Origin of the sequence: Microbacterium sp. Root61 (assembly GCF_001427525.1) — a bacterium.
Classification (GTDB): Bacteria; Actinomycetota; Actinomycetes; order Actinomycetales; family Microbacteriaceae; genus Microbacterium.
In genome coordinates this window covers 1,057,026-1,082,377 of sequence record NZ_LMGU01000001.1, presented here as the reverse complement: position 1 = coordinate 1,082,377, position 25,352 = coordinate 1,057,026, and the positions used below count along the sequence as shown (strand labels likewise).

At 70.3% G+C, this 25,352-nt stretch carries 23 protein-coding genes; 16 read left to right on the top strand and 7 right to left on the bottom strand.

Annotation, left to right across the window (positions count from 1 at the left end; all coding sequences use genetic code 11):
- Positions 1–24 precede the first annotated feature (24 nt).
- The 3 genes from ASD65_RS05305 to ASD65_RS05295 all read left to right on the top strand — a co-directional run bounded on the left by ASD65_RS05305 (position 25) and on the right by ASD65_RS05295 (position 3,220).
- Entirely contained in the window at positions 25–753 is a 729-nt protein-coding gene (locus tag ASD65_RS05305) for an ABC transporter ATP-binding protein (RefSeq protein ID WP_056224504.1), read from the top strand.
- Positions 754–844: 91 nt separating this feature from the next.
- On the top strand, positions 845–1,858 hold the full coding sequence (locus ASD65_RS05300; RefSeq protein ID WP_056219454.1) for a magnesium and cobalt transport protein CorA: 1,014 nt from the start codon (positions 845–847) through the stop codon (positions 1,856–1,858).
- Between the two features lie 39 nt (positions 1,859–1,897).
- Entirely contained in the window at positions 1,898–3,220 is a 1,323-nt protein-coding gene (locus ASD65_RS05295; protein WP_056219452.1) for an FAD-binding oxidoreductase, read from the top strand.
- 30 nt (positions 3,221–3,250) lie between these two features.
- Here the strand turns inward: ASD65_RS05295 and gndA are convergent, their stop codons facing one another.
- Together gndA and ASD65_RS19395 are read right to left on the bottom strand one after the other, a co-directional pair.
- On the bottom strand, positions 3,251–4,702 hold the full coding sequence (gndA, locus tag ASD65_RS05290) for an NADP-dependent phosphogluconate dehydrogenase (RefSeq protein WP_056219448.1): 1,452 nt from the start codon (positions 4,700–4,702) through the stop codon (positions 3,251–3,253).
- Between the two features lie 99 nt (positions 4,703–4,801).
- Entirely contained in the window at positions 4,802–4,927 is a 126-nt protein-coding gene (locus tag ASD65_RS19395) for a hypothetical protein (protein ID WP_268778124.1), read from the bottom strand.
- A gap of 221 nt (positions 4,928–5,148) precedes the next feature.
- Between ASD65_RS19395 and ASD65_RS05285 the strand changes: the two genes are divergently transcribed.
- Positions 5,149–5,760 carry a 50S ribosomal protein L25/general stress protein Ctc gene (locus tag ASD65_RS05285; protein WP_056219445.1) on the top strand — a complete coding sequence of 204 codons (612 nt, stop codon included), beginning with the start codon at positions 5,149–5,151 and terminating at the stop codon, positions 5,758–5,760.
- Between the two features lie 67 nt (positions 5,761–5,827).
- Entirely contained in the window at positions 5,828–6,412 is a 585-nt protein-coding gene (pth, locus tag ASD65_RS05280; protein ID WP_056219442.1) for an aminoacyl-tRNA hydrolase, read from the top strand.
- 12 nt (positions 6,413–6,424) lie between these two features.
- Here pth and ASD65_RS05275 read toward each other — a convergent pair whose 3' ends face one another.
- Positions 6,425–7,285 carry a hypothetical protein gene (locus ASD65_RS05275; RefSeq protein ID WP_200948625.1) on the bottom strand — a complete coding sequence of 287 codons (861 nt, stop codon included), beginning with the start codon at positions 7,283–7,285 and terminating at the stop codon, positions 6,425–6,427.
- A gap of 49 nt (positions 7,286–7,334) precedes the next feature.
- Here ASD65_RS05275 and mfd point away from each other — a divergent pair, with 49 nt between their 5' ends.
- Entirely contained in the window at positions 7,335–10,955 is a 3,621-nt protein-coding gene (gene mfd, locus ASD65_RS05270; protein WP_056219438.1) for a transcription-repair coupling factor, read from the top strand.
- A gap of 38 nt (positions 10,956–10,993) precedes the next feature.
- Positions 10,994–11,593, top strand: a complete 600-nt coding sequence (locus ASD65_RS05265) for a gamma carbonic anhydrase family protein (protein ID WP_056219434.1) — start codon at positions 10,994–10,996, stop codon at positions 11,591–11,593.
- A gap of 61 nt (positions 11,594–11,654) precedes the next feature.
- Here the strand turns inward: ASD65_RS05265 and gdhA are convergent, their stop codons facing one another.
- On the bottom strand, positions 11,655–13,004 hold the full coding sequence (gene gdhA, locus ASD65_RS05260; protein WP_056224503.1) for an NADP-specific glutamate dehydrogenase: 1,350 nt from the start codon (positions 13,002–13,004) through the stop codon (positions 11,655–11,657).
- A gap of 109 nt (positions 13,005–13,113) precedes the next feature.
- Positions 13,114–15,786 (bottom strand): phosphoenolpyruvate carboxylase, encoded by a 2,673-nt coding sequence (locus ASD65_RS05255; protein WP_056219431.1) that lies wholly within the window; start codon positions 15,784–15,786, stop codon positions 13,114–13,116.
- A 157-nt stretch (positions 15,787–15,943) separates the two neighbouring features.
- Here ASD65_RS05255 and ASD65_RS05250 point away from each other — a divergent pair, with 157 nt between their 5' ends.
- From ASD65_RS05250 to hisS, 3 genes are all read left to right on the top strand, one after another.
- Positions 15,944–17,107: a Na+/H+ antiporter NhaA gene (locus ASD65_RS05250; RefSeq protein WP_056219428.1), complete on the top strand. Its 1,164-nt coding sequence runs from the start codon at positions 15,944–15,946 to the stop codon at positions 17,105–17,107.
- Positions 17,104–17,796, top strand: a complete 693-nt coding sequence (locus ASD65_RS05245; RefSeq protein ID WP_056219425.1) for a MazG family protein — start codon at positions 17,104–17,106, stop codon at positions 17,794–17,796. Before ASD65_RS05250 ends, ASD65_RS05245 begins: the two co-directional genes overlap by 4 nt.
- A gap of 91 nt (positions 17,797–17,887) precedes the next feature.
- A complete protein-coding gene (gene hisS, locus ASD65_RS05240) occupies positions 17,888–19,153 on the top strand; it encodes a histidine--tRNA ligase (RefSeq protein ID WP_056224501.1) in 1,266 nt (421 codons plus the stop codon).
- Positions 19,154–19,265: 112 nt separating this feature from the next.
- Here the strand turns inward: hisS and ASD65_RS05235 are convergent, their stop codons facing one another.
- Positions 19,266–19,769 (bottom strand): VOC family protein, encoded by a 504-nt coding sequence (locus ASD65_RS05235; RefSeq protein ID WP_056219421.1) that lies wholly within the window; start codon positions 19,767–19,769, stop codon positions 19,266–19,268.
- Between the two features lie 88 nt (positions 19,770–19,857).
- On the opposite strand from ASD65_RS05235, the gene ASD65_RS05230 reads away from it, so the two are divergent.
- Positions 19,858–20,634 (top strand): helix-turn-helix domain-containing protein, encoded by a 777-nt coding sequence (locus tag ASD65_RS05230; RefSeq protein WP_056224500.1) that lies wholly within the window; start codon positions 19,858–19,860, stop codon positions 20,632–20,634.
- Positions 20,635–20,646: 12 nt separating this feature from the next.
- Here the strand turns inward: ASD65_RS05230 and ASD65_RS05225 are convergent, their stop codons facing one another.
- On the bottom strand, positions 20,647–21,117 hold the full coding sequence (locus ASD65_RS05225) for a PaaI family thioesterase (RefSeq protein ID WP_056219418.1): 471 nt from the start codon (positions 21,115–21,117) through the stop codon (positions 20,647–20,649).
- Positions 21,118–21,231: 114 nt separating this feature from the next.
- On the opposite strand from ASD65_RS05225, the gene ASD65_RS05220 reads away from it, so the two are divergent.
- The 5 genes from ASD65_RS05220 to ASD65_RS05200 all read left to right on the top strand — a co-directional run bounded on the left by ASD65_RS05220 (position 21,232) and on the right by ASD65_RS05200 (position 25,340).
- Positions 21,232–21,582: a GntR family transcriptional regulator gene (locus ASD65_RS05220; RefSeq protein ID WP_056219415.1), complete on the top strand. Its 351-nt coding sequence runs from the start codon at positions 21,232–21,234 to the stop codon at positions 21,580–21,582.
- Positions 21,579–22,580 (top strand): DUF1648 domain-containing protein, encoded by a 1,002-nt coding sequence (locus tag ASD65_RS05215; protein WP_056219412.1) that lies wholly within the window; start codon positions 21,579–21,581, stop codon positions 22,578–22,580. Before ASD65_RS05220 ends, ASD65_RS05215 begins: the two co-directional genes overlap by 4 nt.
- 59 nt (positions 22,581–22,639) lie before the next feature.
- Positions 22,640–23,380: an O-methyltransferase gene (locus tag ASD65_RS05210; RefSeq protein WP_056219410.1), complete on the top strand. Its 741-nt coding sequence runs from the start codon at positions 22,640–22,642 to the stop codon at positions 23,378–23,380.
- Between the two features lie 97 nt (positions 23,381–23,477).
- Positions 23,478–24,758, top strand: a complete 1,281-nt coding sequence (gene eno / locus ASD65_RS05205; protein WP_056219408.1) for a phosphopyruvate hydratase — start codon at positions 23,478–23,480, stop codon at positions 24,756–24,758.
- A gap of 45 nt (positions 24,759–24,803) precedes the next feature.
- Positions 24,804–25,340 carry a septum formation initiator family protein gene (locus ASD65_RS05200; protein WP_235566609.1) on the top strand — a complete coding sequence of 179 codons (537 nt, stop codon included), beginning with the start codon at positions 24,804–24,806 and terminating at the stop codon, positions 25,338–25,340.
- Positions 25,341–25,352 lie beyond the last annotated feature (12 nt).

The window sequence follows — 25,352 nt, the reverse complement described above, 5'->3', positions numbered from 1 at the left end:
ACAGGAGAAGAACAGATGACCACGATGACGGATGCCGCGACCGGCGCGGCGGGATCGCCGAGCACCGCACCGGACCAGCCCCTCTACCGGCTCACCGGAGTGACCAAGCGTTACGCGCAGAAGGGGCGTACCGTCGACGCGCTCGCCGGCGTCGACCTGGAACTGGCGGAGGGCGACTTCGTCGCGATCCAGGGCCCGACCGGCGGGGGCAAGTCCACGCTCCTGCAGTTGCTCGGCGCGCTGGAGAAGCCCACGACAGGCTCGATCAGCCTGGGCACGACCGAGCTGTCGCGTGCGACGGCGAGTCAGCTCGGCGCGCTGCGGGCACAGGCGATCGGTTTCGTGTTCCAGGGGTTCAACCTCATCCCCACCCTCACCGCGATCGAGAACGTGGAGATGGCGCTCGAGCCTCTCGGCGGCTCGCGTGCGGACCACCGGCAGCGTGCGGCGGAAGCGCTCGCGGCGGTGCAACTGGCGGATCGCCACGATCATCTGCCGTCCGAGCTCTCCGGCGGGCAGCAGCAGCGCGTGGCGATCGCCCGCGCCATCGTGAAGAATCCACGGGTGCTGCTCGCCGATGAACCGACCGGCAACCTCGACGAGCAGACGCGCGACGAGATCATGGCGGTGCTGACCGACCTGAACCGCACAGGGCTCACTCTCATCGTCGTGACGCACGACTCGCATGTCGCGCGGATGGCGCACCGCCGGCTGCGCCTGAAGCAGGGCACGGTGACCGAGCTGACGCGCTGACAGCGGCGATCGCGTCGGGCCCGGGCCGCGGCATCCCCTGCACCTAGAGTGGGATGTCGCGGCCTCGGGGCCGGGGAAAGGTAGGTGCCGCATGCCCCTCGTGGACTTCGGTGTGTATGTCGACGGCGCTCGGACCCCTGACCCCGCGACCCTCACCGACACCTTCGAGGTGATGCGCGAGCGGCACGGCATGGCGTGGATCGGTCTGTACCGCCCCTCCGAGGACGAGGTCCGCGAGATCGCGGCGGAGTTCGACCTGCACCCGCTGGCGGTGGAGGACGCGCTTGTCGGGCACCAACGGGCCAAGCTCGATCGCTACGGCGACACCGAGTTCATCGTGCTGCGGCCGGCGCGCTACGTGGACTCGACCGAGGAGGTCGAGTTCGGCGAGGTGCACGTGTTCGTCGGCGTCGACTTCGTCGTCACCGTGCGCCACGCCGAATCACCCGATCTCGCGCGCGTGCGGCACCGCATGGAGGAGAACCCCGAGCTGCTGGCACTCGGACCGCAGGCCGTGCTCTACGCGATCCTGGACGAGGTCGTCGACGAGTACTCGCCCGTGATCGCGGGTCTCGAGAACGACATCGACGAGATCGAGGATCAGCTGTTCGACGGCGATCCCGGCGTCGCCCGGCGCATCTTCGGGCTGTCCCGCGAGGTGATCGAGTTCCAACGCGCTGTTCAGCCGCTCGTGCCGATCCTGGAGACGCTCCGCGGTGACGAGCAGCATCCGATCGATCTGGAGCTGCGCCGCGCGCTGCGCGACGTGCTCGACCACGCGCAGCGTGCCGTCGAGCGGGCCGATGGCTACCGGGCGATCCTGGAGAACGCGCTGCTGGTGCACTCGACGCTCGTCGCTCAGGCGCAGAACGAGGAGATGCGACGCATGACCGAGCACAGTCTCGGCCAGAACGAGCAGGTCAAGAAGGTGTCGTCGTGGGCCGCGATCCTGTTCGCTCCGACGCTGGTCGGGACGATCTACGGCATGAACTTCGACTTCATGCCCGAGCTGCACTGGGTGTTCGGGTATCCGATGGCGCTGGGGCTGATGGCGGCCACCAGTATCACGCTGTACTTCGTCTTCAAGCGCCGTCACTGGCTCTAGCGGTTCCGCGTGTCGGCGGCGCGCGCTATCGTGCCGCGCATGGATATCGCACAGCTCCGTCACGCCGTCGCAGGACCGGTCATCGCCCAGGGCGATGCCGAGTGGGATGACGCACGTCTGTTCCACTCCGGCATCGGTGAACCGGAGCTCATCGTGCGCGTGCGGTCGGTCGCCGACGTGCAGGCCGCCGTGCGGTTCGCCGCCGAGGGGCTCGTGGTGGGCGTGCGCGGCGGCGGGCACAGTGCGTGGGGCACGCTTCCCGGCGGGCTGATCGTCGATCTGTCGGCGCTCGACGACGTCGAGGTGGATGCCCCGGCGGTGCATGTCGGCGGCGGCGCGACGTGGGGGAGTGTCGCCGAGACCCTCGGCGCGCACGGGCTCGGGCTGAGTTCGGGCGACACGGCGTCCGTCGGTGTCGGCGGCTTGACGCTGGGTGGCGGGATCGGCTGGATGACGCGCGCCTGGGGTCTCGCCTGCGACCAGCTCGTCGGCGTCCAGCTCGTGACCGCGGCCGGCGACGTCGTCGAGGTCACCGCCGGCTCGCACCCCGAGCTGTTCTGGGCGCTCCGCGGCGGGGGCGGCAACTTCGGCGTCGTGACCCGCTTCGACTTCGAAGCGCACCCGTTGCCGGGCGTCGTGTGGACGACCCTGTCGATCGACGGCGATGCGGCACCGCTGCTCGCGCGACTCGAGGACGTCATGCGTGACGCGCCCCGGGCGCTCACCGTCACGTACATGGACGTGCCCGCGATGGACCCGAGTGCCCCTGCGGGCGCCTCGTTGTCGGCGTGCTGGGTCGGTACCGACGTCGAGGCCGCGCGGGCGGTGCTCGCCCCACTCCTCGAGATCGACGGCATCACCGAGGTAGAGGGCGGAGTCCGTCGCTACCGCGACGTGCTGCTCGAGGCGCCGCCGTTCGATCCGGCGATGCCGATGCCGGGCTTCGTCGGGGGCAACACCCTGCTGCGCGTGCTGGACGCCGAACTGGTTTCGCTGCTGACCGGCTTCCGCGAGCGGTACCCGGCATCCGTCCTGATGCTGCGATCCGTCGGCGGAGCGTACGGCGACGTGGCCCAGGACGACTCCCCGTTCCCCGCGCGAACGGCCACCTGGTTCGCCATGGCCGGTGCGTTCGACATCCCGGGGTTGCTCGACGCGGAGGCGCGTGCGGGCGCACAGCGCGACTGGGACGCGATCGAGGCGCACGGTGACGGCATCTACACGAACTTCACGGTCTCCACGGATGCGGAGATCGCCCGCAAGGCCTTCCCGCCGGCGACGATGGCGCGACTGGCACGGGTGAAGCAGGAGTGGGATCCGCAGAACGTGTTCTCCCGCAACCACAACGTGCGCCCGGCCTGAGCCGAGCGCACGTGTGAAGACCGCTTGAGGTCAGTGCGTGTCTTCGGCCTCGATCTCGGTGCGGTCGCCCGACCACAGCGTGTGGAACGTGCCCGGCTTGTCGATGCGCTTGTACGTGTGCGCACCGAAGAAGTCGCGCTGTCCCTGGACGAGGGCGGCCGGCAGCCGGTCGGCACGGATGCCGTCGTAGTACGACAGCGAGGACGAGAACGCCGGAGCAGGGATGCCGGTGGTCGCGGCGGTCGAGACGATCCGGCGCCACGAGCCCTGGGCGCGGCCGAGGGCCTCCACGAAGTACGGCGCGGTCAGCAGCACCGGCAGATCGGGGGTCGCCCCGTAGGCGTCGGCGATGCGGTTGAGGAACTGCGCGCGGATGATGCAGCCGCCGCGCCAGATCTTCGAGATCGCGCCGAGGTCGATCTTCCAGTCGTACTCGGCTGCGCCGGCACGGATCTCGTCGAAGCCCTGCGAGTAGGCGACGATCTTCGAGGCGTAGAGGGCGAGGCGGACGTCTTCGATGAAGGCGTCGGCGTCGGGGGCGAACCCGGCGGCCTCGTCCGGTCCGGGCAGGTCGCCGGAGACGGCGCGCTGCTCGGGGTGGCTGGAGAGCGAGCGGGCGAAGACGGCCTCTGCGATGCCGGAGACCGGCACACCGAGGTTGAGGGCGGTCTGCACGGTCCAGGCGCCGGTGCCCTTGGCGCCGGCCTGGTCGAGGATGACGTCCACGAGCGGGAGGCCGGTCTCGGCATCCACCTGGCGGAGCACCTCGGCCGTGATCTCGATGAGGTAGGACTCCAGCTCGCCGCGGTTCCACTCGGCGAAGACGTCGGCGATCTCGGCCGGCGTCTTGCCGGTGCCGCGGCGGATCAGGTCGTAGGCCTCGGCGATGAGCTGCATGTCGGCGTACTCGATGCCGTTGTGCACCATCTTGACGAAGTGGCCCGCGCCGTCGTGGCCGACGTGCGTGACGCACGGCTCGCCCTCGGCGATCGCCGCGATCGACTTCAGGATCGGCCCGAGCGTGACCCACGACTCGTCCGAGCCGCCGGGCATGATCGAGGGGCCGAGGAGGGCGCCCTCTTCGCCGCCGGAGATTCCGGCGCCGACGAAGTTGATGCCGGTCTCGCGGACCGCCTTCTCGCGGCGGATCGTGTCGGTGAACAGCGCGTTGCCGCCGTCGACGATGATGTCGCCGGGCTCGAACACGTTCACGAGCGCATCGATCACGGCATCCGTGCCCGCACCCGCCTTCACCATGATGATCGCGGTGCGCGGCTTCTGCAGCGACGCGGCGAACTCTTCGTAGGTGGCGGCCGGGATGAATCCGGCCTCGGGGTGCTCAGCGACCAGATGCGTCGTCTTGTCGTGGCTGCGGTTGTAGATCGCGACCGTGTTGCCTTCGCGGCTCGCCAGATTGCGCGCCAGGTTGGAGCCCATCACTGCCAGGCCGACGACTCCGATATTGGCTGCTGCCTCGGTCACACGTTCTCCTCTAGTTAGCGCTGGGGGTTCACATCCAGCCTAGAGTCTGACGGCGCTCTCCGGCACGCGGTCCGCGCCGTCCGGCGACGGCGGTCGCGCCTACTCCTTGCGGTAGGCGGAGCGGCCCAGCGACCAGAAGGCGCCGACCGTGCCGAGCAGGCCGACCAGGGCCAGTAGACCGATGATGCCCAGCAGAATGTCCGAGGCGAGCTGGCTGTCGATCATGGGTCCTCCGAGGTCAATGGGCGTGCGTCATCATCGTAGCGGGGGCGCTGGTAGACTGGGCGACTGTACTTCGGCGAGGGATGTCTCACGCCGCCTCCCGGGCGGTTCCGACATCCGTGATCGACGCAGTGATGCAGGCTTACGGCTTTCCTCACGCGCTCGCGTTCGAGTCGAACCAAAGACCCCATACCAGGGCCCGTAAGCCCTCAAGGAGATCCAACATGTCGGAAGACAACAACAAGGTTCACGCCGAGCTGCGTGAGAACTTCGGCAAGGGCTTCGCCCGTCGCCTCCGCGCCGCCGGCAAGATCCCGGCCGTCATCTACGGTCACGGTGCCGAGCCCAAGCACGTCGCGCTGCCCGGACACCAGGTCGCCCTGCTGATCCGCAAGGCCAACGTCGTCCTCGAGCTCGACGTCGCCGGCTCGCACGAGCTCACGCTCGTCAAGGACGTCCAGCGTGACCCGGTGCGCCAGATCATCGAGCACATCGACCTCCTCGTCGTGAAGAAGGGCGAGAAGGTCCAGGTCGACGTTCCCGTCGTCGTCATCGGCGAGTCCGCTCCCGGAACGATCGCGAACCTCGACGCCGTGTCGATCCTGCTCGAGGTCGAGGCCACGCACATCCCCGAGAAGATCGAGCTCGACATCGAGGGCCTCGAGGATGGCGCGCACGTCACCGCCGCCGACCTCAAGCTACCCAAGGGCGCGACCCTGATCGCCGACCCCGAGACGCTGATCATCGGCATCACCGGTGTCGCCGGCGACTCCTCGATCGAAGAGGCTGACGCGGCCGTCGCTGCGGCTCAGGCCGAGGTCTCCGAAGAGGCTTGATCGACTGAATTCCGACGAAGGGGTGCGCGTATGCGCACCCCTTCGCTGTATCCGGGAAGATGGACGTATGGCAGAAACGTGGCTCGTGGTCGGTCTGGGCAATCCCGGTCCGCGCTACGAAACGACCCGGCACAACGTCGGCCAGATGGTGGTGGACGAACTCGCCCGGCGACGCGGCGAGGTGCTGCGCTCGCACAAGACCAACGCCCGCATTGCCGAGACGTGGCTGCGTCCGGGTGCGGCCAAGCTCGTGCTCGCCAAGCCGAACTCCTTCATGAACGTGTCCGGCGGGCCCGTGTCGTCGCTCGCCAAGTTCTACGGCGTCGACCCCGACCACGTCGTGGTGATCCACGATGAGCTGGACATTCCGTTCGACACGATCAAGCTGAAGATCGGCGGCGGCCACGGCGGTCACAACGGTGTCCGCGATGTCGCCAAGGCCCTGGGCACCCCCGAGTTCCCGCGCGTGCGGGTCGGCGTGGGGCGTCCGGTCGGCCGACAGGACCCCGCCGACTGGGTGCTGGACCCGTTCGGCGCGACCGAGCGGCAGAACCTGCCGGTGCTGATCTCCGACGCGGCCGATGCGGTCGAACAGCTTGTCGGCGAGGGACTTCTCGCGGCGCAGCAGCGCCATCACGCGCCGCGCGTGTGACCTCGGGCGGATTCAGCCGCCGATCGAGGACCCCGCCGCGATGCCCGCGACCAGCACGGCGTACGCGACGAACGTGTAGACGAACGGACCGAGTGCGGCGATCACGACCGCGCCGATCCCGGCACCGCGGCCGCGGCGCGAGACGATCGCGACGATGCCCTGGATGATCGCCCAGATGCCCAGCGCGCTGCCGATCCAGAACGAGATCTCCAGCCACAGCACCGAGTCCCGCACCGGTGAGAGGTAGCTCAGGTCGAAGTCGGACGCGATCGGCCGCAGCGCCATTTCGTGGCCGATGCCGATCCCCGCGCCGAAGCCGGCGACGCCGGCGATGACCGATGCCACGACCACGGCCAGGATCGCCAGCACGAGCGCCGTGACGCCGAGGCCGGCCCCGCGGGGAGCCGGTGCAGCGGCATCGAATCCGCCGCGGGCGGGTGCGGTGTACGGTGCCGCGAACTCGCTGGGCGCGTTCGGCGTCTGGCCCGGGTAGGGCGCCTGTCCGGCGTAGTGGGGCGGTCTCGCGTACTGCTGCGGCGCCGGATAGGCCTGCGGCGTCGCGTACTGCTGCTGCCCGGGATACATCGGCTGGCCGGGGTGCGCGGGCTGACCCGGGTACGGCGGCTGAGCGGGGAACTGCGGCTGCTGCGCCGGGTACGCTGGCCGGCCCGGGTAGGCTGCCGGAGCGGCGGGCGGCTGAGCGGCACCGGGAGGAGTGAACGGCGCCGGGGGCTGCGGTGCTCCGGGGGCTTGCTGCGGGGCCGCGACAGGCTCCCGCGGCGAGTCGGCCGGCGGGGTCGGCGGCGCGACCGGCGGCACCGCCGGCTGCGCAGGCTCGGGCGGGGTCGGCACGACAGGCTCTTGCTCGCTCACGTTGCCATCCTAGGAGCCCGATGTCCGTCCGCGCCCGTAGACTCGTCCGGTGACAGTTCCCGGGATCGTGCGCGCCCTCGAGCAGGCTGAGTCATTCCGGGATGCTGTGGCCGCAGCATCCGTCGACGCAGACTTCTCCCTCGTCGAAGGGCTCGATGCGCCGCTGCTGGCCGCCTTGCTCGCTCACCGTCGTGCGCACGGTCGCGGTGGGGTCCTGCTGGCGATCGCCCCGACAGGCCGCCGCGCCGAGACGCTCGGGCCCGCTCTGCAGGCGGTCATCCCCGGCGCGGTGTCGCTGCACTTCCCCGCGTGGGAGACGCTGCCGCACGAGCGCCTCAGCCCCAGCCCGGAGACCGTCGGACAGCGCCTCGAGGTGCTCCGTCGCGTCGCCCAGTGGGACGGCGAGACGCCGCTGATCGTGACCGCCTCGGTGCGCGCGGCGCTGCAGCCGCTCGCCGGCGGGCTGAACGACCTCGCACCGATCTCGCTGACGATGGGCGGCCGAGGTCACGACCTCGGCGAAGTGACCGAGCGACTGGTCGAGCTGGCCTATCACCGTGTCGACATGGTGTCGCGGCGCGGCGAGTTCGCACTGCGCGGCGGGATCCTCGACGTGTTCCCCCCGGTGGCCGACCACCCGTACCGCGTCGAGTTCTTCGGCGACGAGGTCGACCAGATCCGCGCGTTCAGCGTCGCCGACCAGCGCTCGCTGCCCGGCGACATCGCGGCGGTGGAGCTGGCCGCCAGCCGTGAGCTGCTCCTGACGGAGGCCGTGCGGTCTCGTGCGCGAGAGCTGAAGGACGAGTTCCCCGGCATCCGGGGCATGCTCGAGAAGATGTCCGAGGGTATTCCGGTGGAGGGCATGGAGTCCCTCACCCCGGCCCTCGTCGACGAGGTCGTGACGCTGGTGGACTACCTCCCGGAGGGCACCGCGATCGCGCTGGTCGACCCCGAGCGGGCCGTCACCCGTGCCGTCACGCTGAGCGACACGAACCGCGAGTTCCTCGAGGCGGCGTGGAACGCCGCGACGGCCGGCGCGAAGACCCCGGTCGACCTCGGTGCGGGCGACTTCGTCACGCTGCCCAAGCTGCGCGAGGCGTCGCAGGCCCGCGGAGACGTGTGGTGGACGCTCAGCACCTTCGACTCGGGTGCCGCGGACGCCTCGGCCGAGGGCCTGCTCGACCCCGACATCGATGTCGCACTGCAGGCCTCCGCCGTCATCCGGCTGCGCGGAACGGCCGTGCCGTCCTTCCACGGCAACGTCGACGGTGCGACCGCGCACATCGGCGAGCTCCTGGCCGACGGCTGGCGGGTCGTGGTGGCCGCGTCCGGCCAGGGTCTGGTCGAGCGCGCGCGCGATGTGCTCGCCGAGCGCGGCATCGCCGCCCGCCGGGTCGACTCCGTGCTGGATGCACCCGAACCGGGCGTCGCCTACGTGGTCGCGACCACCCTGGAGCGCGGCTTCGAGCTGCCCGAGGCCAAGTTCGCCGTGCTCACCGAGACCGAGTTCTACGGGCGCACGATCGGCGGCGACTCCCGCGTCGTGAAGAAGCTCGCTTCGCGCCGCCGCAATGTGGTGGACCCGCTGCAGCTGAAGCCCGGGGATTTCGTCGTGCACTCCACGCACGGCATCGGCAAGTTCGTCGAGCTCACGCAGCGCGAGGTCTCCAGCGGCGGGCGCAACGCGGTCAAGACGATCCGCGAGTACCTCGTCCTCGAGTACGCGCCGTCCAAGCGCGGCTACCCCGGCGACAAGCTGTTCGTGCCGACCGACCAGCTCGACCTGCTGTCGCGCTACGTCGGCGGCGAGGCCCCGACGCTGTCCAGGATGGGCGGCAGCGACTGGGCGCAGGCCAAGGGCAAGGCGCGCAAGGCCGTGCGCGACATCGCGGTGGAGCTCGTCAAGCTCTACTCCGCGCGCATGGCGGCCAAGGGGCACGCTTTCGGCCCCGACACCCCGTGGCAGCGCGAGCTGGAGGAGGCGTTCCCGTTCGCGGAGACGCTCGATCAGCTCCAGACGATCGATGAGATCAAGGCCGACATGGAGAAGCCGATCCCGATGGATCGCCTGCTCTCCGGCGACGTCGGCTTCGGCAAGACCGAGGTGGCCGTCCGCGCCGCCTTCAAGGCCATCCAGGACGGCAAGCAGGTCGCGATGCTCGTTCCGACCACCCTCCTGGTCAAGCAGCACATCGAGACCTTCACCGAGCGGTTCGCCGGCTTCCCCGTGCAGGTCCGCCCGCTGTCGCGCTTCCAGAGCGACAAAGAGGCCAAGGCGACTCTCGCCGGCCTGACGGACGGCACCGTCGACATGGTCATCGGCACGCACCGCATCCTCACCGAGAAGGTGATCTTCAAGGATCTCGGCCTGATGATCATCGACGAGGAGCAGCGGTTCGGCGTCGAGCACAAAGACGCGCTGAAGAAGATCAAGACCAACGTCGACATCCTGGCGATGAGCGCCACGCCGATCCCGCGCACGCTGGAGATGGCGGTCGCCGGCATCCGGGAGATGTCGACGCTGCAGACTCCGCCGGAGGACCGGCATCCGATCCTCACCTACGTCGGCCCGCGCAATGACAAGCAGATCGCCGCGGCGATCCGGCGTGAGCTGCTGCGCGAGGGCCAGGTCTTCTACGTGCACAACCGCGTGCAGTCGATCCAGCGGGTGGCCGCCGAGCTCGCCGAACTCGTGCCGGAGGCCCGCATCGCCGTCGCGCACGGCCAGATGGGGGAGCACGCGCTGGAGAACGTCGTCGACGACTTCTGGGAACGCCGCGCCGATGTGCTGGTGTCCACCACCATCATCGAGACCGGCCTCGACATCGCCAACGCGAACACGATCATCATCGACCGCGCCGACAAGTACGGGCTCTCGCAGCTGCACCAGCTGCGTGGCCGCGTCGGGCGCGCGCGCGAGCGGGCGTACGCCTACTTCCTGTACGACGAGATGAAGCCGCTGTCCGAGACAGCGGCCGATCGGCTCGAGACGATCGCGGTCAACAACGACCTGGGCAGTGGCATGCAGGTCGCGCTGAAGGACCTCGAGATCCGCGGCGCGGGCAATATGCTCGGCGCCGAGCAGGCCGGGCACATCGCCGGCGTCGGGTTCGACCTGTACCTCCGGATGATCGGCGAGGCCGTCGCGACCTTCCGTGGCGAAGACACCGAGACCACGACCGAGCTGCGCCTGGAGCTGCCGGTGGATGCCCGCATCCCCGAGTCGTACATCGACAGCGAGCGGCTGCGCCTGGAGGCGTACCAGAAGCTCTCGGCCGCGGCATCCGCGACCGCCAAGCCGGATGCGATCGACCTCGTGATCGAGGAGATGCGCGACCGTTACGGCGAGCCGCCCGCCGAGGTGGACGGGCTGATCGCGGTCGCACGTCTGCGCCGCCGCGCGGCGCGGGTCGATCTCGCCGATGTGGTCGCGATGGGGCCGAACCTGCGCATCGCGCCGGCGCACCTGGCCGATTCGATGCGGGTGCGACTGCAGCGGCTCTACCCCAAGGCGAAGCTCGTCTCCAACGGCGACGCCCTCGTGGTGCCGCTGCCGACCGCAGGCGGCGACGCCGTGGAGGATGCCGCGCTCATCGCGTGGGTCGCGCAGCTGCTGGACCAGCTGTTCCCGGAGCCGCCGGCACCGGCGGGGGAGCCCGCACAGGCCTGAGGTCGGCGCGCTACGCTGGCACCGATCCAGGAGGCACCGTGCAGTTCGAGCACCTCGGGGCGAGTCCCCGCATCCATCCCGACGCCGTCGTGGCCGCCACCGCGGTGATCAGCGGCGATGTCACCATCGGCGCGGACAGCCAGGTGCTGCACGGCGCGGTGATCACCGCCGAGGGCGGCGCGATCACCATCGGCGCGAACGTGATCGTCATGGAGAACGCGCTGATCCGCGCCACGACGGCCAACCCGGTGCACATCGGCGACCACACGCTGGTCGGTCCGATGGCGAGCATCTCGGGCGCGACGATCGGCGACGAGGTGTTCCTCGCGACGGGCACGCGCATCTTCAACGGCGCACGCATCGGTGATCGCAGCGAGGTGCGGATCAACGCCGTCGTACACCTGCGCACACACCTCGCCGAGGAGACGGTCGTGCCGATCGCGTGGGTCGCCGTCGGCGAGCCGGTGCGCCTGCTCCCGCCCGACCGGCACGAGGAGATCTGGGCCGCGCAGCAGGAGCTGGACTTCCCGGGCTACGTCTTCGGGCTGGACCGGGAGACCCCCGACCTCATGGTGCAGCTGACCGAGCGCTACGGGCGCAGTCTGGCGCGGCACGCCGAGGACCGCCGGCTCGACTGACCCCGCCGCACGCACGACGAAGGGCCGGTCGCAGCAGCGACCGGCCCTTCGTGCGGACTGGCTAGATGACGCCCTGGGCGAGCATCGCGTGTGCTACCCGCTCGAAACCGGCGCAGTTGGCACCGACGACGTAGTCGCCCGGATGTCCGTAGCGCGCGGCGGCGTCGAAGGCGGACGCGTGCACGTTCGCCATGATGTGGCGCAGCTTCTCCTCGCTGTCATTGAAGCCCCAGCGCTGACGCGCGGCGTTCTGGCTCATCTCGAGGGCGGAGGTCGCCACGCCACCGGCGTTGGCCGCCTTCCCGGGGGCGAACAGCACGCCGGCCTGCTGGAACACCAGCACGGCTTCGGGGAGGCAGGGCATGTTCGCGCCTTCGGCCACGGCGCGCACACCGGAGGCGACCAGCGCCCGCGCGTCGTCGCCGTCCAGCTCGTTCTGGGTCGCGCAGGGGATGGCGATCTCGCCCGGAACCTCCCACACGCGCGCACCCTCGACGAAGCGCGCGCCGGGCTTGCGCGCGGCGTACTCCGAGATGCGTGCGCGTTCGACTTCCTTGACCTGCTTGAGCAGGGCGACGTCGATGCCGTCCTCGTCGATGATGTAGCCGGACGAGTCGGATGCCGTGATCGGGATCGCGCCGAGCTGCGTGGCCTTCTCGATCGCGTAGATCGCGACGTTGCCCGAGCCCGAGACGATGACGCGCTTGCCGGCGAGCGACTCGCCGTGCACGCCGAGCATCTCCTCGATGAAGAACACCGAGCCATAGCCGGTCGCCTCGGTGCGGACCTCGGCACCGCCCCAGCTGACGCCCTTGCCGGTGAACATGCCGGACTCGTGGCGGTTGGTGATCTTGCGGTACTGGCCGAACAGGTAGCCGATCTCACGGGCGCCCACGCCGATGTCACCCGCGGGGACGTCGGTGTGCTCGCCCAGGTGTCGGTACAGCTCGTTCATGAACGACTGGCAGAAGCGCATGATCTCGCCGTCGCTGCGGCCGTGCGGGTCGAAGTCGGACCCGCCCTTGGCGCCGCCGATGCCCTGACCGGTGAGCGCGTTCTTGAAGATCTGCTCGAAGCCGAGGAACTTGATGATCGACAGGTTCACCGACGAGTGGAAGCGCAGGCCGCCCTTGTACGGGCCGAGTACCGAGCTGAACTGCACGCGGAAGCCGCGGTTGACCTGCAGCACGCCCTGATCGTCGATCCACGGTACGCGGAACATGATCTGGCGCTCGGGCTCGACGAGGCGTTCCAGGATGCCGGATTCGGCGAATGCCGGGTGCTGCTCGACGACCGGAACGATCGACTCCAGCACCTCGTGCACGGCCTGGTGGAACTCAGGTTCGTGCGGGTTGCGCTTCAGGACCGCGTCGTAGACGGGGCGGACGGTTTCGGGCAGGACGGAGTCCATGAGGACGGTGTCGGTCACGGTGTGGCTTTCTGTGACGAGGGAGACGTTGAGCGGCTTCGAGATCGTCGCGCCTGAACTCAATCGCCTGCCAGCTTACCGCGCCCGGAGGTCACCCCGTGTTCTGCAGGCCGGCTGCGACTCCGCTGACCGACAGCAGCAGCAGGCGCTGCTGCTCGACATCGGGCTGTTCGGCGGCGCGCAAGGCACGCAGCGCGCGCAGCTGCAGCAGCGAGAGCGCGTCCACGTACGGGCTGCGCATCTTGACCGCTCGCTGCAGGACGGGCTTGTTCTCCAGCAGCTCGGTGCCGCCGGTGAGGCGGATCACCCACGAGCGCGTGAGGGTCATCTCGTCCATGACGAGCTGGGCGAGGTCTTCTCGGTCGCCCAGATCCAGGTAGCGCCGTGCGATGCGGCCGTCGGCTTTCGCCAGGCTCATCGCCACGTTGTCGATCATCGTGCGGAACAGCGGCCAGTCGGAGTAAGCCCGGATGAGGCGCTCCTCGTCGCCGACCGCATCCAGCGCCGTGCCCAGTCCGAACCAGCCGGCGAGGTTGATGCGGGCCTGCGTCCACGCGAACACCCACGGGATGGCGCGCAGATCCTCGAGCGATTCGACGGACAGGCCGCGTCGTGCCGGACGCGAGCCGAGAGCGAGGAGGCCGACCTCCTCCATCGGCGTGACGCGTGCGAACCACGCGGCGAAGCCGGGGGAGTGCACCAGGGCGAAGAAGCGGTCGCGGGATGCGGTGTCCATCGTCGCCGCGACGTCGGCGTAGCGCCCGGCGGCGTCACGATTGCGGTTCTGGATGGAGGGCGCGGAGGCCATCAGGATCGCCGCGGCCACCTGGTCGATGTGGCGCATCGCGATCGCCGAGTCGCCGTACCGGGCGAAGATGACCTCGCCCTGCTCGGTGAGCTTGAACCGGCCGTCGACCGAGTGCGGGGGCTGCGCCAGTACGGCGGAGTTCGCCGGGCCGCCGCCACGGCCGAGTGCGCCGCCGCGGCCGTGGAAGAGGGTGAGCTCGATCCGGCTCTCCTGAGCCCAGGCGGCGATGGCGGCCTGCGCCTCGTACAGCGCGAGGTTCGCGGCGACGGGACCGACGTCCTTGGACGAGTCGGAGTAGCCGAGCATGACCTCGAGGCGGCGCCCGGTGGCGTCCAGACGGGCAGCGAACTGCGGGTGATCCACGATCTCGGCGAGGATGCCGGGCGCGGCGCGCAGATCGGCGAACGTCTCGAACAGGGGCACGACATCGAGCACGGGCGGGGTGCCGTCCGGGCCGACCGCGTAGCGTGCCAGACGGTGCACGGCCGCGAGATCCTCGGCGGAGCGCGTGAACGACACGATGTAGCGTCCGGCGGCGCGCGGTCCGAACCGCTCCTGGATGAACGCGACCGCGCGGAAGACCTCCAGCACCTCGGTCGCGAGTTCGCTGGGCTCGGTGCCGGGAGCAGCCGTGTCGAGTTCGGCGAGGACCTTGGCGTGCACGGCCGAGTGCTGCCGCACCTCGAGCTCGGCGAGGTGGAACCCGTACGTCTCGACCTGCCACACGAGCTGCTGCAGGTGACCGTAGGCCTGGCGTGCCGCACCGGCCTGTGCGAGGGAGTCCTGCACCACGCGCAGATCGGTGAGGAGGTGCTCGGGGTCGCGATAGGCCAGGTCCGCGTCGCGCGTGCGGGTGGCGGTGATCTTGCGTGCGATCAGCAGCAGGATGCGGCGGTGCGGCTCGTTGGGCGAGCGCTTCGCGATCTCGGTCGCGGCATCCTCGTCCGCCGCTTTCAGGCGCTGCCAGAGCGCCAGCAGGGCGTCGCTGGGCGGGGTCGTGGTCGCGTCCAGCGTGAGGCCGCGGCCGATGCGGCTCGCCGCGTGCTCCAGGCCGAGCAGCACGTGCTCGCTGGCGATCGCGGCCGCCTTGCGGGTGACGGATGCCGTCACGAACGGGTTGCCGTCGCGATCGCCGCCGACCCACGAGCCGACTCGCACGAACGGCTGGACGATCGGCGCGCGGGCGCCGGCCGCCGGTCCCTGGAGGGCATCGTCGACCCGGCGGTAGACGTGCGGGACGGCCGTGAACAGCGTGTCGTCGAAGACGGCCATGATGGCGCGCACCTCGTCGGTGGGGGACGGCTTCTCCGGACGCAGCGGCGCCGTGCGCCACAGCCCGTCGACCTCTTCGAGCATGCGTCGCTCGGCACGGCGCTGGTCGGCGCCGCCCTGGCGGGAGTCGTCGTACTCCTGCAGCAGCGTGGCGAGGCGACGGATGCTGGTGGACACCGCGCGACGGCGCGCCTCGGTGGGGTGCGCGGTGAAGACCGGGTGGAAGCGCATCTCGCGCAGGCGGCGCAGCGCGGTGTCGTCGCCGACCTCGGCCGCGAGGGTCATGAAGGCCGCCGCGACCGAATCAGCGGCATCCTCCTTGTCGGGGCGTCCGTCGCGCTCGCGCAGGACGCGCACGCGCTGGTGCTCCTCGGCGAGGTTCACGAGGTGGAAGTAGCAGGTGAACGCCCGGGCGACCTCGTCCGCGCGTTCGATGGTGAAGCCGTCGGCGATGGCCGCCGCGCGCTCGAACGCCTCCGGCGTCTCGTCGGTGTAGGCCTGGATCGTCGCGGTGCGCAGGCGCTCGACGTCGTCGAACAGTCCTGCCGAGCCGCTCTCGCGCAGCACGCGACCGAGCAGGGCCCCCAGCATCCGGACGTTCGCCCGCATGTGCTCGGGGATCTCTTGGCCTGCTTCGAACCGTCCGACGAGGTCGATCGCTTCGGTGTTGGTGAGTTCGTGCATGACTCCAACGGTAGCCCGACCGTGTTTCCTGAAAGTGACGCGGGAGGGGTGCAGGTCGATACGATGGGCGGCGGAGTGCCGGGAAGTCTGGTCGGCGTCGGCGATCGTCGCCGTCTTGGCGGCGTCGAGATTGCCCGCCGATCGAGGAGGTCCTTGGATGTCACTGCTGCGCTCCGCCCGATTCCCCGCCTTCCTGCTGCTGGGAGCGGCCATCGCGGGACTCGTCGTCGCGAATTCGCCCATCGGCGCCGCGGTCCTCGACTTCTCGCACACGCACGTGGGGATCCCGGGCACGGCCGTCGATCTCTCGCTCGCACACTGGGTCTCGGACGGCCTGCTGGTGGTGTTCTTCTTCGCCGTCTCGATCGAGCTGCAGTACGAGCTGACGCGGGGCGAGCTGCGCAGCTTCCGCCGGGCGATCCAGCCCGCGATCGCCGCGGCCGGCGGCGTGATCGTGCCGATCGCGATCTACCTCGCGATCGCCGCCGGCAGCGGCGTCGAGCAGGGCTGGCCGATCCCGACCGCGACCGACATCGCCTTCGCGCTGGGTGTGCTGGCCGTCTTCGGCCGTGGCCTCCCGCCCGCGGTGCGCATCTTCCTGCTCGCGCTCGCGATCCTCGATGACATCGTCGGCATCATCTTCATCGCCGTGCTGTTCGCCACCGACGTCAACTTCGGGCTGCTCGCGATGGCGCTCGTCGCGGTCATCGCGTTCGCCATCCTGAGTCGCAACCTCGACACCCGGGCGCGTCCGCTGGTCATCGCGCTGCTGTTCGTGCTCGCGATCACGACATGGGTGCTGGTGCTGGCCTCGGGCGTGCACGCCACGATCGCCGGCGTCGCCCTCGGCCTGGCGATGTCGCAGGGTCCGGCGCTGCGCGTGCGGCACGCGATCGAACCGTGGGTCAACGCGGTGATCCTGCCGATCTTCGCGTTCACCGCGGCGCTGGTGCCGATCCCGATGGTCGGCGGATCGGGCCTCTCGCCCGCGTTCTGGGGCATCCTGATCGCCCTCCCGGTGGGCAAGGTGATCGGGATCGCCGGTGCCGGCTGGATCGCCCAGCGCGTGGCCAGCGGCGAGCATCCCAAGATCCCGCTGCCGGATCTGCTGGCCGCCGGCGCCCTCGGCGGTATCGGCTTCACCGTGTCGCTGCTGCTGTCCGACCTCGCCTTCGCGGGCGAGGGGCTGGTGCGCGACGAGGCGGTGCTCGGCGTACTGGCCGGCTCGCTCGTCTCCATGGTGCTCGCGGGCATCCTGGTGTCGGCGCGCGCACGGCACTACCGGCGCCTCGCGCCGACGGCCCCTGTGGAGTCCGCATGACCGAGCAGGACCCGCTGCGCGAGGCGGCCGAGACCATGCGGGCCGTGCGCGACCGCTGCGTCTGGTCGCAGGCGATCGACCACCGTGCGCTTGTGCCGTACCTCGTCGAGGAGAGCAGCGAGCTGATCGACGCCGTCGAGGAGGGCGACCGCGCCGAGCTTCGCGAAGAGCTCGGCGATCTGCTCTGGCAGGTGCTGTTCCACGCCGAGATCGCCTCCCGTGACCCGGATGATCCGTTCGACATCGACGACGTCGCCCGCGGGCTGACCGACAAGATGGTGCGCCGGCATCCGCATGTCTTCGCCGGCGAGGTGGCGAACACGCCCGAAGAGGTGCTGGTGCTGTGGAACGCGGCCAAGGCCGCGGAGAAGCACCAGCGCACCAGCGTCCTGGACGGCGTCTCCGAGCGGATGCCGTCGCTCGCGCTCGCGCAGAAGCTCCTCGGCAAGTCGGCACAGGTGGGGGTGCAGCCCCCGGTCGTTGAGCGAGTCGCAACGCCCGCCACCGAGGCCGAGCTCGGCGATGCCCTCCTCGCGCTCGTGGTCCACGCCCGCACACAGGGCTGGGATGCCGAGCGCGCGCTGCGCGAGCGGCTGCGGGTGCTCACGACCGAGGTGCGCAGCGCGGAAGCATCCGCGAAAACAGGACAAGACGCGGAAACAGGACCCTCGGGCCGGGAATCGTCCTGATCTCGCACGATCTCCTGCATCCGTTTCGTCCGTCTGCCCATGACGAACCTGGAAAGATGGTGCCGTGGCATCCGTGAACCCGCCGCGCGGCATGCGCGACTTCCTCCCCGCCGAGAAGGCCCGTCGCGAGCGCGTGCTCGCCGTCATCCGTGAGCGCTACCGCGCGCACGGGTTCGACGAGATCGAGACCCCGGTGATGGAGGACTACGACCGTCTGCACGCCGGCATCGGCGGCGACAACGAGAAGCTCGCCTACAACGTGCTGCGCCGCGGCCTGGACGCCGCGGCGATCGCGGCGGCCGGTGACGACCCGTCGGCGCTCGCGGACCTGGGTCTGCGCTACGACCTGACCGTGCCCCTGGCGCGCTTCTACGCGAGCCACCGCGCCGAGCTGCCGACCGTGTTCCGCTCGGTCCAGGCGGCGCCGGTATGGCGCGCGGAGCGGCCGCAGAAGGGTCGCTACCGCCAGTTCGTGCAGTGCGACATCGACGTCATCGGGGATGCCTCGACCCGCGCCGAAGCCGAGTTGATCGTCGCGACGCTCGATGCCGTCGATGCGCTCGGGCTCGAAGGGGCGAGTGTGCGCATCAACGACCGTCGCGCGCTGGACGCGATGCTCGACACGTTCGGTTTCGCCACCGAGGAGCGCCCCGGCGTGCTGATCACGATCGACAAGCTCGACAAGATCGGGCCCCAGGGCGTCGTGGACGAGCTGCGCGAGCGCGGGGCCTCCGGCTCGGCCGTCGACGCGTTCCAGTCGTTCATGTTCCGCCCGCAGACCATGGAGTACAACCCGTACGGCGAGCGCCAGATCCGCAAGGCGCTGCCCGACGGCGTGCCCGACGAGATCGTCGCAGACCTGGTCGCGATCGGCGAGGCCGTGGCATCCGTGCGTCCGGGCGAGACCGTCAGTGGCCCGCCGCTCGTGTTCGACCCGTTCCTCGTGCGCGGCATGGGGTATTACACCGGCACGATCTTCGAGCTTGCGCACCCCGACGTGTCGTACTCGCTCGGCGGCGGTGGCCGTTACGACGGCATGATCGGCCGCTTCCTCGGCACCGACGTACCGGCGGTCGGGTTCTCGATCGGCTTCGAACGGCTGGTCGACCTGCTGGAGACGACGACAGCGGATGCCGCGGCATCCGTCGTCCTCGTCCACGACGCCGACGTGCCGCTCGCCGAGCTGCTCACGCTCAAGTCCGCGCTCATCGGCGAGGGCACCCGCGTGCGCCTGGAGCGCCGCACGAAGAACCTCAAGGCCCTGCTCGAGCGCGCCGCGGCCGACGGCTTCGGCGCCTTCGCGACGGTCTCGGCGGGCGCCTCCCGCGACTCGCTCGAGATCAAGCCGCTCGGCTGACGCCCCGCCTGTTTGCGCGAGACTGCACCGGCGCGTCGAGACGGCGGGCAATACCCGCAGTCTCGACCACCGGGTGCAGTCTCGCGGTCGAGAAGAGCGCGCGAGCGCCGGGTCAGCTCGGGCTGTACGACGCGGCCCACTCGGCCACGCGGGCGGCGCTCTCCTCCTCGGAGAGGTCTTCGACGCGGGTCATGATCGACCACCGCACGCCGAACGGGTCGCGGATGCTGGCGAAGCGATCGCCCGACACGAAGGTGGACGGCTCCTCGCGCACGGTCGCGCCCGCCGCCACGGCGCGCGCGGTGACGGCGTCCACGTCGGAGACGTAGATGCCCATCGAGTAGCAGTCGTCATCGCCCTCGCGCGCGGGCACGAGGCCGTAAGCGGGCGAGGGCTCGCCGATCTGCAGCAGGCCGTTGCCGAAGTCCAGGCCGGCGTGGGCGACGAGCCCCTCGAACTCGGTCACATCGGTCACACGGGCGCCGAAGACGTCGCGGTAGAAGTCCAGGGCTTCCTTCGCGCCGCGGATCGCGAGGAACGGAGTGAGGCTCGTCGCGGAGTTCGGGCGGCCGTCGGTGGTGTGGGCGCCGGTCGCGCCCGTCGTGTTCGTGGTCATGCATCCAGCGTCGCGCCACCCGTGCATCGCGGACTTGAAGATTCGCGACAATCTGTCGAGGTCAGCGGCCCTCGCTAGCGTGGAGCCCGTGACCGATACGACGCGCGGCGTGCTCTTCCCCGAGCGTCTTCCTCGGTTGACGCGTCTCGCGCCGCCACCCGCGGCTGCCGAGCTGACCGCGTGGTTCTGGATCCCGCAGTGGGACCTGCCCGAGGGCATGGAGTCGCGGCAGCAGGTGCTCAGCTACCCCGCCGCCAATCTCGTCATCGAGCCCGACGGCGTCACGCTGTGGGGTGCGACGACCCGCGCGACCGAGCGGGTGCTGCGGGGGAGCGGCTGGGCGGTGGGCGCGCTCCTGCGTCCGGCAGCGCTCGCGCGGCTGTCGAGCGCGCCGAGCGACCTCGTCGACCGATTCATCGCGCTCGACGAGCAGAGCCTGCTGGCGGCGGTGAGTGACGCAATGCCGGACGGCGCTGCGGCGGCGGCCGTGGTCGCGCGCTGGTTGGTCGATCGTGTCGGCCCGGTGACCTCGGAGGGCCGGCTCGCCAACACCATGGCGGATGTGCTGATGGGTGTTCCGGCGCCGACGTCGCCCGCCATCCTGAGGCTCGATGACGCGGCCGAGCACCTGCGCGTGTCGGTGCGCACACTGCAGCGTCTCGCCCACCGCACGGTCGGACTCTCGCCCGCGGCCATGATCCGGCGGCGGCGCCTGCAGGAGGCGGCCCAGCGGGTCCGCGAAGACACCGACGCGTCGCTGGCCGATATCGCCGCCGAGCTCGGCTATGCCGACCAGGCCCACCTCGCGAACGACTTCCGTACCGTGCTCGGACTCAGCGCGTCGGAGTATCGGTCGCGCTCCTGACGGCGTCGCGCCTCACACCGCGGCATCCGTCACGCGCTTCTTCTCGCGCACGTACACCTCGCGGCGCACGTGGGCCACGACATCCCCTGTCGCATCCGTGATGTCCGTCTCGAACCACTCGAGCACTTTCGCGCCACCGCGGGCGCGCTCGCGCAGCTCCTGCGCCTTCGCCGAGGGCACCGAGAAGTGGGCGGTCAGCACACCGCGTCCTGGCTTGACGAACTCGATCTCGCCGCGGGTATCCCACACCACGTAGTCGCGGCCGAGCTGGTGCATCACGAGCATGAAGAAGTACGGATCGGTCATCGCCGACATCGATCCGCCGAACGCGGTCTTGACGAAGTTGCGGGTGATGAGGTTCACGTGCAGCTCGACCGTCGCGGTGGTCCAGTCCTCCGTGAAGCGCTTCACGCGGATGCCGCTCCAGAGATTCGGTGCCCACAGGCTCATGCCCCAGGCGAGGCGGCGGGGAGTGATTCGCATGCTCAGCAGTGTGTCGGATCCTCCGGTGGTGACCGGTAATCGGTTGTGTGATCTCGACAAGGGACGGCGGTCGCCGGGCCGAGCAGAGTGTTCTAGTTGTTATAGAATCAAACCATGCTCGTCAAGATCGATCCCACCAGCGATGTGCCGCTGTTCGCGCAGATCGCCGCGTCCGTGCGGGCGGATGCCGCGGCCGGGCGCCTGCGCCCCGGCGACCGTCTCCCGGCGGCGCGCGATGTCGCGGCATCCCTCGGCATCAACCTGCACACGGTGCTGCGCGCCTATCAGGAGCTGCGCGACCAGGGCCTGGTCGACATGCGTCGCGGCCGGGGCGCGGTGCTCACCGCGGCGGCCGCGCCGCTCGCACAGCTGGCCGATGACATCCGCGCCCTCGTGGTGCGGGCACACCACCTCGGCGTCACCACCGACGCCCTCGCCTCTCTCGTGAAGGAGACCTCCGTATGACCATCGACCGCGGCCACGCCGCCGCCATCTCGCGCTTCATCTGGGTGGGGCTGATCGTCCCGATCGTCGTGCTGGCCGTCGGCGTCACCCTCCAGCTGCTCTGGCTGCCGGAGCTGCCCGATCCCGCGGCGACGCATTGGAACGGCGTCGGCCAGGTCGACGGATTCGGTCCGGCGTGGATGTACCCGCTGCTGACCGGCGTGCTCGGCATCCTGATCGTGGCGCTGATCGCCCTGCCGGCACTCGCGGTCATGCGGCGCGGCGATCGCGGCCCGTACTTCCGCTTCATCGGTGCATTCGCGCTGGGGTTCGCTGCGTTCCTGTCGATCGCGCTGACCTGGTCGGTCGCGATCCAGCGGGGACTGACGGATGCCGCGACCGCGCCGAACGTGCTGCCCGGGCTGATCGTGGGGGCCGTCGTCGGGCTCGCGCTCGGGTTCGTCGGCTGGCTCGTCTCGCCGCGCGAGGAGATGCGCACGCTCGCCGCCGACCGGATCCGCCCGATCGAGCTGGACGCCGGGCAGAGCGCCGTCTGGCTGCGGACCGCGACCCTGTCCCGGGGCGCGGCCGTGCTGATCGCCGGCGTCCTGATCCTGCTCGTGGCCACCGCCATCGGCATCGGCTTCACCGGATCCGGATCGGTGTGGGTGCTCGGGATCGTGGTGCTCCTGGTGCTCGTGCTGGCAGCCACCACCACCGTGTTCCATGTGCGGGTCGACGCGCAGGGTCTGACGGTCCGCAGCATCCTCGGCATCCCGCGCTGGCAGATCCCGCTGACCGACGTCGTGTCCGTCTCCTCCGTGGAGCTCTCGCCCCTGGCCGAGTTCGGGGGATACGGCATCCGATTCGGCGCCGGCGGACGCTTCGGCGTCGTGCTGCGCAAGGGCGCGGCGATCCAGGTGGAGCGTGCCGACGGCAAAGTGTTCGTCGTGACGGTGGAGGACGCCGAGACCGGGGCCGGCCTGCTCGCGGCCCTCGCCGACCGCGTCCGCAGCTGACGGGGGTTCGCGCCCACCTCGCCCTTGACGCGCTCGCGTCGGCGGGTGAGAGTGGGCGCGTGCCCACACCCACTCCGGACGCGTGGCGACGCGTCGATGCGTACCTCTCCGAGACCCTCGTCGGTCACGATTCCGGGCTCGAGTCCGCGGTCGCCGAGCAGAACGCCGCCGGGCTTCCCGCGATCGAGGTGTCGCCCGTCTCGGGCAAGCTCCTGCACCTGCTGGCGCGCATCAGCGGCGCCCGTCGCGTGCTCGAGATCGGCACGCTCGGCGCCTACTCGACGATCTGGATGGCACGCGGGATCCCCTCCGACGGCCGGGTCGTGACGATCGAAGCGGAGCCGGCGAATGCGGCGATCGCCCGGGCCAACCTCGATCGCGCGGGTGTCGGCGACAAGGTCGAGATCGTGGTCGGGCGGGCCGCCGACGTGCTGCCGACGCTCGAGGGACCGATCCGCAGCGGCGACACGGCGCCGTTCGACCTGGTCTTCATCGACGCCGACAAGGAGTCCAACACGATCTACCTCGACTGGGCCGCGCGCCTCGGGCATCCCGGCACCGTGGTCGTGGTCGACAACATCGGGCGCGGGGGAGAGGTCGCCAACCCGGCGACAGTCGAGTCGAACGTCATCGGCACCCAGCGCGGGCTCGAGATGCTCGCGCGGGATCCGCGCTTCGACGCGACGGCGTTGCAGACCCTGGATCTCAAAGGCTGGGACGGCATCGCGATCGCCGTGGTGACGGATGCGGCCGCCACCGGCGACGGCACGTCCGAGCCCGGTCCGCACCGCGCCGCGTGACGATCGACTCTCACCGGCGGCATCCGCGTCGATAGACTGACCGGCGGACCGATGTCGCTCCATCCGCACCACCTCTTCACCAGCAAGGAGCACTCCTGTGGCACTCATCGAGGCAGTAGGCGCGCGCGAGATCCTCGACTCGCGCGGAAACCCGACCGTGGAAGTGGAGGTGCTCCTCGACGACGGAATCGTGCAGCGCGCCGCCGTTCCTTCCGGCGCATCGACCGGCGCCTTCGAGGCGTACGAGCTGCGTGACGGCGACAAGACCCGTTACAGCGGCAAGGGCGTGCTCAAGGCCGTCGCCGCCGTCATCGACGAGCTCGGCCCGGCCCTGGAGGGCATCGAGGCGAGCGAGCAGCGCATCGTCGACGAGATCCTGATCGAGGTCGACGGCACCGAGAACAAGAGCCGCGTCGGCGCCAACGCCATCCTCGGCGTCAGCCTGGCCGTGGCCAAGGCCGCCGCCGACAGCGCCGACCTGCCGCTGTTCCGCTACCTCGGCGGAGCCAACGCGCACGTGCTGCCCGTCCCGGCGCTCAACGTCATCAACGGTGGCGCACACGCCGACACCGGCGTCGACATCCAGGAGTTCTTCCTCGTGCCGCTCGGCGCCGAGACGTTCGCCGAGGCGATGCGCTGGGGCACCGAGACCTACCACGTCCTCAAGGGCGAGCTGAAGGCGGGCGGCTTCGCCACCGGTCTCGGCGACGAAGGCGGCTTCGCTCCCGACCTGCCCAGCAACCGCGGCGCGCTGGACTTCCTCATGGCGGCCATCGAGAAGGCCGGCTACAAGCCCGGCGTCGACATCGCCGTGGGCCTGGATGTGGCGGCGACGGAGTTCTACTCCGACGGCGTCTACCGCTTCGAGGGCAAGGAATGGTCGGCCGCCGACCTGACCAAGTACTACGAGGAGCTCCTGGCCAACTACCCCCTCGTCACCATCGAAGACGCGCTCAGCGAGGACGACTGGGACGGCTGGAAGGCCCTCACCGACGACATCGGCTCCAAGGTGCAGCTCGTCGGCGACGACCTGTTCGTCACCAACCCGGCGCGCCTCGCCGACGGCATCAGCCGCGGCGTCGCGAACTCGCTGCTGGTCAAGGTCAACCAGATCGGCACGCTGTCCGAGACGCTGGATGCGGTCAACCTCGCGACACGCTCGGGCTACACCTCGATGATGTCGCACCGTTCCGGTGAGACCGAGGACACGTTCATCGCCGACCTTGCGGTCGCGGTCAACTGCGGTCAGATCAAGACCGGTGCGCCTGCTCGCAGCGAGCGCATCGCGAAATACAATCAACTCCTGCGCATCGAAGAGGAACTGGGCGACGCCGCGGTCTTCGCGGGGCGCTCGGCATACCCGCGCTTCAAGGGCTGAGGACCGTCCGGCGCAGCCGTGACGTAGAACGAACGAGGGGGAGCCGTGGCACGACAGACGGCTCCCTCTCCTCGTCCGCGCCGACAGGGCGCCGACGGCGGGCGCCGCAGTGTGGACGTGCGCGCCTGGCTCGGCGGCCTCCGTCTGTCCGGCTTCATGGTGATCATGATGGGGCTCGTCGTGCTGGCCGCCTTCGTCCTGGTCCCGACGGTCGGGCTGTACGTCGATCAGCGCCAGCAGATCGCGGCACTCCGGCAGGCGGTCGAGGTCAGCCAGGACGAGGTCGACGCCCTCGAGGCCCAGCGCGAGCGCTGGAAGGACCCCGCCTACATCACCACGCAGGCGCGTGAGCGCCTCTACTACGTCAAGCCGGGCGAAGTGGTCTACCTGGTCGACAACGACCTGACGGCGGCGCAGGAGCCGCACGAGCCGGGTGAGGTCAGCGACACCGTCGAGCAGACCCGCACCGATTGGATGCGCCAATTCGTGCGCACGCTCACCGAGGCGGGGCTTGCGCAGACCGTCACCGCGCCGACGATCGGTGTCCCCGATCCGCCGGCGACCCCGCCGCCGACTCCGTGACGCGGATGGCCC